The 13956-nt window shown below is 73.0% G+C and carries 10 protein-coding genes; 3 read left to right on the top strand and 7 right to left on the bottom strand.

What is annotated here, in order from left to right:
- Positions 1-9: 9 nt before the first annotated feature.
- From mgtA to FNV62_RS27390, 3 genes are all read right to left on the bottom strand, one after another.
- On the bottom strand, positions 10-2727 hold the full coding sequence (gene mgtA, locus FNV62_RS27400; protein WP_143627397.1) for a magnesium-translocating P-type ATPase: 2718 nt from the start codon (positions 2725-2727) through the stop codon (positions 10-12).
- Positions 2720-3082: an ArsR/SmtB family transcription factor gene (locus tag FNV62_RS27395; RefSeq protein ID WP_054231278.1), complete on the bottom strand. Its 363-nt coding sequence runs from the start codon at positions 3080-3082 to the stop codon at positions 2720-2722. The genes mgtA and FNV62_RS27395 overlap by 8 nt, the downstream gene beginning before the upstream one ends.
- A 147-nt stretch (positions 3083-3229) precedes the next feature.
- The gene (locus tag FNV62_RS27390) at positions 3230-5008 is read right to left on the bottom strand and encodes an LCP family protein (RefSeq protein ID WP_186003108.1); all 1779 of its coding nucleotides are present in this window, start codon (positions 5006-5008) and stop codon (positions 3230-3232) included.
- A gap of 282 nt (positions 5009-5290) precedes the next feature.
- Between FNV62_RS27390 and FNV62_RS27385 the strand changes: the two genes are divergently transcribed.
- Positions 5291-6358, top strand: coding sequence for a permease (locus FNV62_RS27385; protein ID WP_097285538.1), 1068 nt, complete (start codon positions 5291-5293; stop codon positions 6356-6358).
- On the top strand, positions 6355-7110 hold the full coding sequence (locus tag FNV62_RS27380) for a TIGR03943 family putative permease subunit (protein ID WP_144315682.1): 756 nt from the start codon (positions 6355-6357) through the stop codon (positions 7108-7110). Before FNV62_RS27385 ends, FNV62_RS27380 begins: the two co-directional genes overlap by 4 nt.
- A gap of 13 nt (positions 7111-7123) precedes the next feature.
- Here FNV62_RS27380 and FNV62_RS27375 read toward each other — a convergent pair whose 3' ends face one another.
- From FNV62_RS27375 to FNV62_RS27365, 3 genes are all read right to left on the bottom strand, one after another.
- Positions 7124-7780: a response regulator gene (locus FNV62_RS27375; RefSeq protein ID WP_097285536.1), complete on the bottom strand. Its 657-nt coding sequence runs from the start codon at positions 7778-7780 to the stop codon at positions 7124-7126.
- Complete coding sequence (locus FNV62_RS27370; protein ID WP_143627394.1) at positions 7777-9102, bottom strand: sensor histidine kinase; 1326 nt, start codon at positions 9100-9102, stop codon at positions 7777-7779. The genes FNV62_RS27375 and FNV62_RS27370 overlap by 4 nt, the downstream gene beginning before the upstream one ends.
- A gap of 127 nt (positions 9103-9229) precedes the next feature.
- Positions 9230-11455, bottom strand: coding sequence for an MMPL family transporter (locus FNV62_RS27365; RefSeq protein WP_143627392.1), 2226 nt, complete (start codon positions 11453-11455; stop codon positions 9230-9232).
- A gap of 264 nt (positions 11456-11719) precedes the next feature.
- Between FNV62_RS27365 and FNV62_RS27360 the strand changes: the two genes are divergently transcribed.
- Positions 11720-12715, top strand: coding sequence for an NAD-dependent epimerase/dehydratase family protein (locus tag FNV62_RS27360; protein ID WP_143627390.1), 996 nt, complete (start codon positions 11720-11722; stop codon positions 12713-12715).
- Positions 12716-12767: 52 nt separating this feature from the next.
- On the opposite strand, the gene FNV62_RS27355 is transcribed toward FNV62_RS27360, so the two are convergent.
- Complete coding sequence (locus tag FNV62_RS27355; protein WP_097289091.1) at positions 12768-13898, bottom strand: sensor histidine kinase; 1131 nt, start codon at positions 13896-13898, stop codon at positions 12768-12770.
- Positions 13899-13956 lie beyond the last annotated feature (58 nt).

Genomic DNA, 13956 nt, shown 5'->3' with positions numbered 1-13956 from the left:
AAGCCCGCGTCACCCTCCGTCGTGGATGCGCTCGCCGCGCGCCCCTTGATCACTGTGGGAGATCCCGCCGTCGTCCTCGGAGCGACGGCGTTCGTAGCGTGACCGTGTGGCCACCAGCCCCACCGCGTACAGGCCGAGGACCGCGGCCAGCAGCAGGTAGTAGAGGGCGGGCAGTGCGGTCATGCCCAGCGGCGGGCCGAGCGGGGAGAGCGGCAGCGCGAGGCCGGCGACGGTGAGGGCGGTCGCGCCCCAGCCGACGGGACCCGGTTTCCGCCGGCCCTCGGTGCCCCGGCGGCCGAGCCGCAGCAGGAGCATCACCAGGGCCTGGGTGAGCAGGTTCTCGGTGAACCAGCCGGAGTGGAACACGGACTCGTCGTTCGCCGTCCCCTGCCCGTGCACGGCGAGCGCGAGGACACCGAAGGTCGCGAGGTCGGCGACGGCGTTCAGCAGGCCGAAGCCGGTGATGAAGCCCAGCAGGTCGCGCGAGCGCAGCACGGTGGGACGCTTCAGGGTGCCCGGCGCGGGACGGTCGTAGGCGAAGGCGAGCTGGGCCGCGTCGAAGCACATGTTCTGCACGAGGACCTGCGTCGGCAGCATCGGCAGGAAGGGCAGCAGGATGCCCGCCGCGAGCATCGCGATCACGTTGCCGAGGTTGGAGGAGAGGGTGACCCGCAGATAGGTGCCGATGTTGCCGCTGGAGTAGCGGCCCGCGGTGATCGCGTGCGAGATCGCGGTGAGGTCCTTGTCGGCCAGCACCACGTCGGCGCTCTCCCGGGCCAGGTCGGTGGCGTCGCGCGGGCAGATCCCGACGTCCGCGGCGTGCAGCGCGGGCAGGTCGTTGACGCCGTCGCCGAGGTAGCCGGTGGCGTGTCCGCGGGCGCGCAGTGCGACGGTGATACGCGCCTTGTGCTCGGGCGTGCAGCGGGCGAAGACGGTGGTGCGGTCGGCGAGTTCGCCGAGTTCGGCGTCCGTGAGACCGTCGAGTTCGGCGGCGGTGCGTACCTCCCCGGGGTCGAGGCCCAGGTCGCGGCAGGCGCGGGCGGCCGTGCCCGGATGGTCCCCGGTCAGCACCCGTACGGCGACGCCCCGGTCGGCGAGCACCCGCAGCGCTTCGGCCGCGCTCGGCACCAGCGCGTCCCGCAGCGTGACGAACCCCTCGAAGGTCAGGCCGCGTTCGTCGGCCGGGGTGTAGTCGCGGTGGCGGGCGGGGCGTACGGCGGTGGCGACCGCCAGGACGCGCAGCCCGTCGTCCGTCAGCTCGTGGGCGCGGGCGAGCAGCCGTGCGCGCTCCTGCGGATCCAGCGCACAGCGCTCCAGTACGGCTTCGGCGGCGCCCTTGACCAGGAGGGTGTGGGAGCCGAGGGTGCCGGGGGTGCGTACGACGGCGGTGGTGAGGCGGCGTACGGGATCGAAGGGCAGCGCCGCGATCCCGTCGTACGCCGTCAGGTCGTCCTCGTCGGCCGTCTGCAGGAGCGCCTCGTCGAGGGCGTCGGGCGCCGGCAGGTCGGCGAGTTGCAGTGTCCACCAGGCGGCCGCGGCCGCCCGGCGCAGTACCTCGGGCGCGTCCTCGCCGTCCGCGTCCAGCGCGCGGTCGACGACCGGCCGGTCCTGGGTGAGGGTGCCGGTCTTGTCCACGCAGAGCACGTCGATGGCGCCGAGGTCGTGGAGCGCGGGCAGCCGCTTCACGATCACCCCGTGCGTACGGGCCAGCAGCGACGCCCCGCGGGCCAGGCAGGTCGTGATGATGACCGGCAGCATCTCCGGGGTCATCCCGACCGCCACCGCGACGGCGAACGGCAGGGTCTCCAGGCCCCGCCCGCGCAGGGCCGCGCCCGCCATCAGGACCAGCGGCGGGGTGAGCAGCATGAACCGGATGAGGATCCAGGAGATGCCGTGCACGGACCGGTCGAAGGCGCTCGCCTCCCGCCGCCCCGGGTCCCGGTGGCCCTCGGCGAACCGGGTGTGCGCGCCGGTCGCCACGACCACGGCGGTGCCGCTGCCGGAGGCGACACTGCTGCCCTGGAAGCACAGCTGCGGCTGCTCGAACAGCTCACCCGCCGTGGTGCCCGGCGCGTCGACCGGGTACTTGGCGACCGGCGCCGACTCTCCGGTGAGCGCCGCCTGGTACACGGTCAGCCCACCGGCCCGCAGCAGCCGTACGTCGGCTGGGACCAGGTCGCCGGGACCGAGCCGGATCACATCCCCCGGCACCAGCTGGTCGACCGGGAGGTCACGGTCGGTGGGTACCGCGTCCGCGTCGGTCCTGCGCAGCACGGTGGCAGTGCTGGCGACCAGGTCGCGCAGCGCCGCCATCGAACGGTCGGCCCGGTGCTCGCCGGACGACCGCAGCACACAGCTGACCACCACCAGTACGGTGATCACGCTCGCGGTGCCCCAGGAGGCCACGAGCGCCGAGACCAGGCCGAGGCAGAGCAGTACGGCGGTGAACGGATCCCGCAGACTGCGCAGGAACCGCTCGAACCACGGAACGGGCCGCCGGGCGGGCAGGATGTTCTCCCCGAACCGGGCGAGGCGTTCGTCGGCCTGCGTCTGCGTCAGCCCCCGCGGACCGCTGTCCAGCCGCCGGAGCAGCTGGAGCGCGGTCGGCCCGCCGTGTCCCTTCCCGCCCGGAGTTCCTTGAAGGACCCGGGGTTCCTCCGCCGCCGGGCCGTCCGCGCGGGCGGGGCGCTCGGCGCCCCCTCCCGCCGTCGCGGACGTCTCAGCCACCGATCCCGCGCAGCCTGCGTACGGGTGCCGATGCCTCCTCGGCGCGTGCGGCCAGCTGTCCGACCATCACGCGCACCACGGTCACGACGTCGGGATCGTCGACGTAGTAGACCTGTCGGCGGCCTTCGCGCCGGGAGCGGACGAGGCCCGCGAGCTTCAGCTTCGACAGGTGCTGGCTGACGGCGGGCAGGGCGCCGCCGACACGCTCCGCGAGGTGGGTCACGTCGCTCTCACCCTGCGCGAGGGCCCACATGATGTGCAGCCGGGGCGAGGAGGCCAGCAGTCCGAACGCGGCGGCCGCGTCCGCCAGCACCTCGGCGGGCGGATCGTCGAAGCCACCGGCGTATGCCGTCACAGTCTCTTCTCCCGTCCCGCCCCGGGCATCCGTGCCCGCGTCCGCGCCGACCCAGTTTAGGCGTCCGTCCCCAGGGCGCCGCCACGGAACCGGCGGCTCCGGCTCCCCCGTCGTCCTCCCCGTTGAACGAAGCCTTCGAACACCCGCTCACGGTGCCGAGTCCTTGATGCCGGAGGCTGCTCGGTAGGCCTGGGTGGGGGTCATGGCGACGCCGTTGAGACTGACGGTCCTGTACGAACTGACCTTGGCGCAGGTTTTGGACTGGTCGGCGGTCTCGGCGTGGGCGTTGGAGGTGGCGGCCTTGGTGTCGGCGGGGGCGGGAGTGGCGGCGGGGTAGGCGGTGCCGCTCGTCCAGTCGGTGCCGATGACCAGGGTCAGGCCGGTGCCGGTGGCGTCGCTCTGCTTGAGGTGGGAGGACGGCAGGCCCAGGGCCTTGGCGGCGGTCTGGGCCTCGGCCTTGTGCCCGCTGCCGTAGGTGAGGGTGGTCGTGGACGTGGTGCCGCCGGCGTTGCCGGTGGTGGTGCCGGAACCGAAGCCCTTGTCGAGCAGGGCGGTGGCGACGGCCGAGGCCCGGCCGGTGACGGTGGTGCCGTTCTCCACGGTGACCGCGATCTGCGCGGCGGGGACCGTGGAGGCGGAGGCCGTGGCTTTGGCTGTCGTGGAGGCCGCGGCGGTCTTGTCGCCCGAGGAGTTGGTCAGGGACTGGTCGTTCGCGATGGTGGCGAACAGGCTCTGGGCCGTGGCGGCGGGCACGAGCCGGTTGCTGTCGCCCGGGTCCGGCGCCGTCTGCATGGTGGTGAAGGTGATGCGCTTCGCCGGGACCTTGTCCACGTCGGCGGCGAGCCCGATCAGCTTGCTGATGCTGCCCAGCCCGGTGTCGACGGTGAGGGCCTTGGTCGCGGCGTCGGCCAGGCGGTAGACGGCGGTGGGGTCGGTGAGGGTGCCGGCGCTCTTGAACTTGCGGATCATCGAGCTGAGGAAGAGGTGCTGGGAGTAGGTGCGCCCCAGGTCGCTGCCGTCGCCGAAGCCGTGTCGGGAGCGGACGAACTCCAGGGCCGCCACGCCCTTGAGGGTGTGCGTGCCCTGAGCGAGTTTCAGGTGGGAGTAGGTGTCGTAGACGTCCTTGTCGACGCAGGCCGACACCCCGCCCACCGCGTCGGACATCTTCACCACGCCGGAGAAGTCGAGCTTGACGAAGTGGTCGATGGGGATGCCGGTGAGCCGGTGGATGGTGGCCACCTGACAGGCCGGCCCGTACTGCAGGGCGCTGTTGACCATGCCGGTGTAGCCGTTCGTGGAGACGCCGGTCTCGGTGTCCTTGCAGGCGGGGACGGTGGTCACGGTGTCGCGGGGGATGCTCATCACGGTGGCGTTGGAGCGGTCGGCGGATATGTGCATCACCATCTCCACGTCCGCGTTGGCCCCGGACTGCACACCGGTCTGTGAACAGCCGCCGCCGAGCTGGCAGTCGCTCGCGTTGGTACGGCCGTCGCTGCCCACCACCAGGAGGTTGATCGGGGTCCTGCCGAAGGCGTCGGCCTTCTCCTTGCCCGCGCTGTCGCCCGAGCCGTCGGTCAACGGGACGCTGTGCAGATTGCCGTTCAGATGCTCGTAGAACCACCACCCCACCCCCGCGGTGGCCAGGACCAGCGCCGACAGCGATATCGCGGCCGTCCGCAGGATCCGCCTGCCCCGGCCCACGGGCCGGGCCCGGCGCCCCGCGCCGGCCTTGGGACGCGCACGGGACCCCGTCCGGGAGGGCGCGGAGCGGGAGGGCGCATGACCGGAGGTCGCGGAACCCGAGGTCGCGGAACCCGAGGTCGCAGAACCGGAGGTCGCAGAACCGGAGATGTGGCGCTGCCTGGGCACGCCGCGTGCGTGGCTGCGTGCGGCGTTGCCGGCGGGGGCGTCCCCAAGGTCAGTCATGTTCGCACTCCCACGAAACGGTCGGGCCGTTCAGGCATACGTCAGGCGTTGCGGGGACGCCTCACTTGCACAGTTGCGCAATATAACAACCCGGCCCGAGACCCGGCGCGGCTCCCACCCACCACCCCTTGAGAGGGCTCCGGACGCGGGGGCGTTCCGACATCCGGAGTCGTCGGTCGTCACAGTGGTCCCGACTCATGACCGAGATGTGGTGAAGTCGTGGTGAGCCGTGGGGCCCGGGCCCGCTATGTTCGGTGCGATCATCCGAGATTCGGAGCTGGCGTGCAGAAGACTGACGAACGGGCCGTGGGGGCGGACGAACCGTCCACGGGGGCTGAGGCGGACGTGGCCGTCGCGGTCCCCGCGGCGGGGGCGAGTGCCGGCGGGCCCCGGCGCGACTGGCCCCGCCACTGGCCCCTTCTGCTCGGAGCGTGCGCGCTGTCCGGGCCCGCGTTCTACGTCCTCAGCCGGTGGATGGAACAACCGGCCATGCAGGCCTGGCGGACCGTCGCTCTCGCCGTCACCGTGCAGGCGCTGCCGTTCCTGCTGCTCGGCACGGCGCTGTCCGGCGCGATCAACGCGTTCGTGCCGGCCCGGGTGTTCACCCGGCTGCTGCCCCGGCGGCCCGTGCTCGCCGTCCCGGTCGCCGGAGTCGCGGGAGTCGTCCTGCCCGGCTGCGAATGCGCGTCGGTGCCGGTCGCCAACAGCCTGATCGGCCGCGGTGTCACCCCGGCCGCCGCGTTCGCGTTCCTGCTCTCGGCACCCGCCATCAACCCGGTCGTGCTGACCGCCACCGCCATCGCCTTCCCCGGCCACCCCGAGATGGTCCTGGCCCGGCTGCTCGCCTCGCTCGCCACCGCCGCCGTGATGGGCTGGCTGTGGCTCTTCCTGGGCCGCGACACATGGCTCAAGCCTGTCGTACGGCACACCGGGCACGAGCCCGAGCAGAGCCGCCTGCGGGAGTTCCGGCGCGGCTTCCAGCACGACTTCCTGCACGCGGGCGGCTTCCTGGTCCTCGGGGCCATGGCGGCGGCGACGTTCAACGTGGCGGTCCCGCGCACCGTGCTCGACGCGTTCTCCGGCTCTCCCTGGCTGTCGGTGCTGTTCCTGGCCGCGCTCGCCATCCTGCTCGCGGTGTGCTCCGAGGCCGACGCCTTCGTCGCGGCCTCGCTCACCGGCTTCTCGCCCGTCGCCCGGCTGGCGTTCATGGTCGTCGGGCCGATGGTCGACCTGAAACTGATCGCCCTTCAGGCGGGCACCTTCGGCCGGGCCTTCGCGGTCCGTTTCTCCACGGCCACGACGGTCGTCGCGATCCTGTGCAGCGCGCTCATCGGAGGAGTCCTGCTGTGAAACGCCCCCTCCAGGTGACCCTGCTCGTCCTCAGCGGCCTCGGCCTGCTGCACGCCTCGCTCTTCACCGACCTGAGCCTCAGGTTCGTCAAGGAGGGGATGCGTCCGATGCTGGTCGCGTCGGGGGTGCTGCTGCTCGTGCTGGGCGTGGCGGAGGCGTGGTCGAGCCAGAAGCCGGTCAGCGGCGACGACGCCGACGGTCACGGTCACGGTCACGACCAAGACGACGGCCACGGCCACGACCACTCCACCGTGCCCCGTATCGCCTGGCTGCTCTTCCTCCCCGCGCTGAGTCTGCTCTTCTACGCCCCGCCGGCCCTCGGCGCGTACACCGCCGCGCGCGAGGCGCCCAAGGCCGTCGCGGAGCAGAGGTACTTCGATCCGCTGCCCGCGACCTCGCCGATCCCGCTGACGCTCACCCAGTTCACCAGCCGGGTGCAGCAGGACCACAAGCGGGACATCGGGGGCCGTAGTGTCCGGATGACCGGTTTCGTCACGCCCGACGAGGGGGCCGACGGCTGGTATCTGACCAGGATCATCTTCACCTGCTGCGCGGCGGACGCCCAGTCCGTGAAGGTGCGGATCCACGGGGCGGCGGCCCTGCCCGCCAACACCTGGGTGACCGTCACCGGGACGTGGCACCCCGGCGGAACGCTGGGCACGAGTTCCGCCCCGGCCGCGCTGGACGCCCGTACCGTCAAGAAGGTCGCCAAGCCGGTGAACGCGTACACGGACGCCCTCCCGCTGTTCTAGGCCGGCCGTCCCGCTACGCCGGCCGTACCAGGCCCACGTCATACGCGAAGATCACCGCCTGGACCCGGTCCCGTACGCCGACCTTGGCGAGGACGCGGCTGACGTGGGACTTGACGGTGGACTCCGCGAGGGAGAGGCGGTCGGCGATCTCGGCGTTGCTCCAGCCGGAGGCGATGGCGGTGAGGACCTCGCGTTCGCGGTCGGTGAGGGCGTCGAGCCGGCGCTCCTGCTCGCGGGTGTGCCCCGGGCGTCGCTCGGTGTAGGCGTCGATGAGTTTGCGGGTCAGGCCGGGGGCGATCACGGCGTCCCCGGCGGCCACCGCACGGATTCCGGCGACGAGTTCGTCGGGCAGCGCGTCCTTGAGGAGAAAGCCGCTGGCCCCGGCGCGCAGCGCGGCGTAGGCGTACTCGTCGAGGTCGAAGGTGGTCAGGACGAGGACGCGGGAGCGGCCGCCGGACTCCACGATGCGGCGGGTGGCCTCGATGCCGTCCATGCCGGGCATCCGGACGTCCATCAGGACGACGTCGGGGCGCAGTTCGGCGGTCGAACGGACCGCCTCGGCGCCGTGGGTGGCCTCGCCGACCACGGTCAGGTCGGGGTGCTGTTCCAGGAGCATGCTGAAGCCGAGGCGTTGCAGGGCCTGGTCGTCGACGATGAGCACGGTGGTCATGCCGGATGGTTCTCCGTGGGAGCGGTGGTGGGGATCAGGAGGGCACGGACGGTCCAGCCGCCGCGGGTGTTCGGGCCCGCGGTGACGGTTCCCTGGTAGAGGGCGGCCCGCTCGCGCATGCCGACCAGGCCGCGTGCGTCGTCCCGGGCGGCGTCGTCGCGCGGGGTGCGGGGCGGGCCGGTGTCGTCGACGGCGAGGCGGACGCGGTCGCGGTCCGCGGTGACGCCGACGTGCGCGGTGGTGTCGGACGCGGCGTGCTTGAGGGTGTTGGTCAGCGCCTCCTGGACGATGCGGTAGACGGCGAGTTGGATGCCGGGGGCGAGGCCCGTCAGGTCGCCCTCGGTGTCCAGGGTGACGGTGAGGCCGGCGGCCCGGACCCGTTCCAGGAGGGCGGCGAGGTCGGCGAGGCCCGGTTGGGGAGCGAGCGGGGTGCCGCCCGGTTCGTCGCTCCCGTCCCCTTCCTCACCGATGACGGCGAGCAGGCGGCGGAGTTCACCGAGGGCGCCGCGTCCGCTGTCGGCGATGATCCGCAGGGTGTCGGCGCCGCGCTTGGGGGACTTCTCGGCGAGCCCGGCGGCGCCGCCGGCCAGGCCGACGATGACGGCGAGGGTGTGGCCGAGGATGTCGTGCATCTCCCGGGCGACGCGGGCGCGTTCGGCGGCGGCGGCGAGCCGGGACCGCTGGTCGCGCTCCACCTCCAGGCGGAAGGCGCGTTCGTGCAGGGCCCCGACGTACGCGTTCACGACCCGGCCGACCAGGCCCGCCGCGGCGACGGCCGCCACCAGGGCCGCCTGCACGATCGCCAGCACCGCGGTCCCCAGGAACGAGCTGCCCGGCTGGTCGGCGGCGCGGGCGACGACCCCCACGGACGTCTGCGTGACGGCGATCGCCATACAGACCACCAACTGGGCGGGCCCGACCTTGCGGCCCACGTTGAGCAGCGCGACGATCCGCGCGGCCTCGGAGCCCGTGCTGACGTCCATGGCGAGGCCGACCGCGCCGACGGCGGAGGTGAGGGCGAAGACCAGGACGGGCCGCTGCTGCCGCCACAGCAGGGGAAGGCAGTATCCGGCGATCAGCGCCAGCACCACGGGGACGCCGCGGCCGATGCCGTCCGCCGCGTCCCGCAGGGCCGGGACGCCCAGTGCCGCGCACAGGAGCGGCGCCGTCACCCGCTTGACCCACGGATGGGCCAGGTCGGCCCGTCTCACCCGGGTGAGCCACTGCAGGACCGCGACGTCCGAGCGGTGCTGCGCCCCGCCCAGCAGTTTCTCGGGCGTGACGGGGCGGGAAGTCGGCCCGGGCGCGGTCGGTGCGGTCACGTCGTACGCCCTCTCGGTACGGGAAGCCGTCCGCCGGCCCCCCGGGGGAGTGGGGGTCGGCGGACGGGGCGCGATGGTCACGGCCGGTGCGGCCGTACGTCCTGTCGCGGATCGTACGGCCGACGCGTCAGCCCCTTGCGGTGGGAAGGGGCTCGGCGTCCCGCGTGCCCTCGGTGTCCTGCGCCTTCGCCAGCAGGTGGCGCAGCTTCTCGCCCTCGACGTCCACGTTGGGCAGGACGCGGTCCAGCCATCCCGGCAGCGACCAGGCGCGGCGGCCGAGCAGCGTCATGACGGCGGGCACGATCGTCATCCGGACGACGAAGGCGTCGAGGAGCACGGCGACGGCGAGACCGAGGCCGATCGACTTGATCAGCGCGGTGTCGCTGAGCAGGAACCCGGCGAACACGGAGATCATGATGATCGCCGCGGCCGTGACCACGCGGGCGCCGTGCCGGAATCCCGCGACCACCGCCTCGGTGGGCTCGGCGCCATGGACGTACTCCTCCCGCATCCGGGTGACGAGGAAGACCTGGTAGTCCATGGCGAGCCCGAACACCACGCCGACCAGGAAGATCGGCAGCAGGCTCACGATCGGCGCGGTCTGGTCGACGCCGAGGGCGCCCGCGAACCAGCCCCACTGGAAGACGGCGACCACGACGCCGAGGGTCGCCAGGACGCTGAGCAGGAACCCGGCGGCGGCCTTGAGCGGGACCAGGACCGAGCGGAACACCAGGAGCAGCAGCACCAGGGCCAGGCCGACGACCACGGCGAGGTAGGGCACGAGGGCGCCGCCGAGCTTGGCGGAGATGTCGATGTTGAGCGCGGTGGTGCCGGTGACCATCAGTTCGGCTCCGGTGTCCGCGTGCAGGGCGGTGCCGCGGTCGCGGATGGCGGAGACCAGGTCGACGGTGTCCTGGCTGCTGGGTGAGCTCTTCGGGACGGCGCGGATCAGGGCGACGTCACCGGCCTGGTTGAAGGTGGCGGGGCTGACCGAGGCGACGTCGGGCATCGTGCCGAGCAGGGTGACCGCGTCCTGGGCGGCGCCCTTGGCGTCGTCGCTCGTACGGGCGTCGACGACCACGGTCAGCGGCCCGTTGTAGCCGGGCCCGAAGCCCTTGGTGATGGTGTCGTAGGCGACGCGCTGGGTGGAGTGCGGGGCGGCCGAACTGTCGCTGGGCATGGCCAGTTGCAGCGACAGGGCGGGAATGGCCAGGGCGAACAGGGCGGCCACCGCGACGGCGAGGACCTTGACCGGGTTGCGGGTGACGAACCGCGCCCAGCGCACGCCCGCGGGTTCGACCCCGCCGCGCTCCTCGATCGCCCGCATCCAGCGGGTCTTGAGCCTCCCCTTCATGATCCGGGGACCGGCGAAGCCCAGCAGGGCGGGCAGCAGGGTGAGCGCGATGAGCACCGCGATCGCGACCGCTCCCGCGGCGCCGAGACCGATGTCGGTGAGCAGGCCGACCCCGATGATGCTGAGCCCCGCCAGCGCGATGACCACGGTCAGACCGGCGAACACCACCGCGGAGCCGGCCGTGCCGAGCGCGCGTCCGGCGGCCTCCTCCGGCTCGTGCCCCTCCCTGATCTCGCCGCGGTAGCGGGAGACGATGAACAGCGCGTAGTCGATCGCCACCGCGAGGCCGAGCATCAGCGCCAGCGTCGAGGTGGAGGAACTCAGGTCCACGAACGCGCTGGTGAGGGTGATCGCGGACACCGCCACCACGATGCCGAAGACCGCGGTCAGCAGGGGCAGTCCGGCCGCGAGCAGCGAGCCGAAGGTGATGACCAGCGCGACGGCGGCGACGGCGAGGCCGATCAGCTCACCGGCGCTCTGCTCGGACTTCACCTGGACGGCGTTGCCCCCCATGCTCACCGTGAGGCCCGCCCTGTCGCCCCGGTCGGCCACGGACTTCAGGTCCGCGCGGGCCCGGTCGGTGACGTCGGCCTGGGCGACCTTGTACGTGACCTGGGCGTAGGCGACGGAGCCGTCCTTGCTGACGGTGCCGCCGGTGAACGGGTCGGCGACGTCCGCGACCTGGGAGGCCTTCCTGAGGTCGGCGACGAGGGAGACGACCTCGGCCTTGTCGCCGCCGGACGTCAGCTTCCGCCCGTCCGGGGCCTCGAACACGACACGGGCGGTGGCTCCGGCGGCCGAGGCCTGCGGGAACTCCTTCCCCAGCAGGTCCAGCGCCTTCTGGGACTGGGTTCCGGGAATGGTGAAGGAGTCCGACGTACCGGCCGACACACTGGCGGCACCGATGCCGACGGCCGCCAGGACGGCTATCCACAGCATGAGGACAAGTCGTCGCCGCCGGAACGCGAACCGGCCGAGACGATGGAGGAACGTGGCCACGAATGACTCCCGGAGAGGGGAAGAGAGGCCTTCGTGGCCTCCTGACGCCAGGCTAGGAACGCCCGGTCGCCACTCAGCGGCACTCCGGAGGTGAATACGGCCCGGCGGTTAGTACTTCCGTGCCATACGCATGTCATCCGGCCGGGGTACGAGACGCGGCTGCGGCCCGCGTGGGCCTCGGACGTCTCGGCGGGTCTTACGGACCCGTGACGTGACGGGCGCGGTACTGCCGTGCGCCGCCGTCGCGGTCCTAGCGTTCGGCGTATGCGAGTACTGGTCACCGGCGGTGCCGGGTTCATCGGGTCCCATGTCGTCGAGGCGCTGAGCACGCGGGGGCACGAGGCGGTCGTGTTCGACCTGCGCGACGGCCTGGACGTACGGGACGCCGAGGCGGTCGGCGCGGCGCTGACGGGCGTGGACGCCGTGTGCCATCAGGCGGCGATGGTGGGACTGGGGAAGGGGTTCGACGACGCGGTCGCGTACGTGTCGCGCAACGACCTGGGCACGGCGGTGCTGCTCACCGCGATGGCCGACGCGGGGGTGCGCCGCCTCGTGCTCGCCGGGTCGATGGTCGTGTACGGCGAGGGCGCGTACGGGTGTGAGTGGCACGGGCCGGTACGCCCCGGGCCCCGGACCGTCGCCGATCTCGACGCGGGGCGGTTCGAGCCCCGCTGCCCGCGGTGCGGCGAGGAACTGACACCCGGTCTGGTGCGCGAGGACGCTCCGGTCGACCCCCGGAACGTGTACGCGACGACCAAGCTGGCCCAGGAGCATCTGGCGGCGGCCTGGGCCCGGTCGACGGACGGTTCGGCGGTGTCACTGCGTTACCACAACGTGTACGGGCCCAGGATGCCGCGGGACACCCCCTACGCGGGCGTCGCCTCGTTCTTCCGGTCCGCGCTGGCCCGGGGCGAGGCGCCGCGGGTCTTCGAGGACGGCGGGCAGCGACGGGACTTCGTGCACGTAAGGGATGTGGCCGCGGCCAATGTGGCGGCTCTGGAGGCGGGTTCGCGCTCCGGGGCCCTCACCGTGTACAACACCGGGAGCGGCGAGCCGCACACGGTCGGCGAGATGGCTCGGGCCCTGGCCACCGCCCACGGCGGGCCCGAGCCCGTGGTGACCGGGGAGTACCGCCTCGGCGACGTACGCCACATCACGGCCGACTCCGCACGGCTGCGCGCCGAGCTGGGCTGGAAGCCCGAGACCGGCTTCGCGGAGGGGATGCGGGAGTTCGCGACGGCGAGGCTGCGCGGGGAGTAGGGGAGCAGCGGCCAGGGGCCCGCGCCTCACGCCCTCGCCGTGGGTGGCCTCTTCACGCCCTCGCCGTGGGCAGGGTGACCTCGAAGCGGCAGCCGCCGGGGACGTTGTGGACGGCAGCCTGGCCCTGGTGCGCCTCGACGATGCCCCGGACGATGGCCAGGCCCAGGCCCGCTCCGGCGGGAGGCGTACGGGCGTGGGTGCCGCGCCATCCGGTGTCGAAGACGCGCGGGAGGTCCTCCTCCGGGATGCCGCCGCAGCCGTCGGTGACGGACAGGACGACCCCCGTGTCCGAGCGCTCGGCGGCGACCGCGACCGTGCCGTCGGCCGGGGTCCGACGGATCGCGTTGACGAGGAGGTTGCCCAGCACCCGGCTCATCTCCTTGCCGTCCACCTCGACCGGCACCGGCTCGATCCGGTCCCCGACCAGGCGTACGCCGTACTCGCGGGCCAGCGGGTCCGCGCCCGCGAGGGCGTCGCCGACGAGGTCGTAGAGGGAGATGCGGGACGGCGACAGGGCGAGGGTCCCGGCGTGTATACGGGAGAGTTCGAAGAGGTCGCCGACCATGTCGTTGAGGCGTTCGACCTCGGTGCGGATCTGCCGGAGGTAGCGGTCCGGGTCGGCGGCCACCCCGTCCTCCAGCGCCTCCGACATCGCCCGCAGTCCGGCGAGCGGGGTCCGCAGGTCGTGCGAGATCCAGGCGACGAGTTCACGGCGGGAGCTCTCCAGCGCGCGTTCACGGTCGCGGGACTCGGCGAGCTTCGCGCTCGTCGCCTGCAACTCCCGGCTCAGCGCGGCGAGTTCGGCGGTCGCCGCGCCGTCGGGGGCCGCGAAGTCGCCACCGTCGCCGAAGGAGCGCGCGGCGAGGGTGAGCGCCCTGCTGCGGGCCACCACCCAACGGCCCAGCAACAGCGCCGTCGCCAGGGACACCACCGCCGCCATGGCCACCACGGTCGTGACCACGCCCAGGTCGTGCGAGGACAGGAACATCGCCCAGGCGACGGCCAGCGTCCCCGCGAGCATCGCGGTGACCGCCACGGCGGCGACGACGGCGAGGGACACGGTCAGCGACCGCCGCCGGATCAGCCACAGCGTCCCCGCGCCGAGCAGCCCGACCGCGGCGGCGCCGAGGAAGGCGTACAGGGCGATGAGCAGCATGTCGTGCGTGGAGTGCACGGTCTGCATGGCCCGCGTGACGTGCATGGCCTGCGTGACCTGCATGTCTTGCGCGACCTGCAGGGAG

It is taken from the genome of Streptomyces sp. RLB3-17, assembly GCF_007113425.2.
GTDB classification, from domain to species: Bacteria; Actinomycetota; Actinomycetes; order Streptomycetales; family Streptomycetaceae; genus Streptomyces; species Streptomyces mirabilis_D.
Note: the sequence above shows the minus strand (reverse complement) of the source record. Positions and strands in the feature narration are given on the sequence as shown.

Excerpts from the sequence above, each read along its gene's own strand:
- FNV62_RS27360 (WP_143627390.1), top strand. The coding sequence starts at position 11,720 with ATGCGAGTACTGGTCACCGGCGGTGCCGGGTTCATCGGGTCCCATGTC.
- FNV62_RS27390 (WP_186003108.1), bottom strand. The coding sequence starts at position 5,008 with ATGACTGACCTTGGGGACGCCCCCGCCGGCAACGCCGCACGCAGCCAC.
- FNV62_RS27355 (WP_097289091.1), bottom strand. The coding sequence starts at position 13,898 with ATGCAGACCGTGCACTCCACGCACGACATGCTGCTCATCGCCCTGTAC.
- FNV62_RS27375 (WP_097285536.1), bottom strand. The coding sequence starts at position 7,780 with ATGACCACCGTGCTCATCGTCGACGACCAGGCCCTGCAACGCCTCGGC.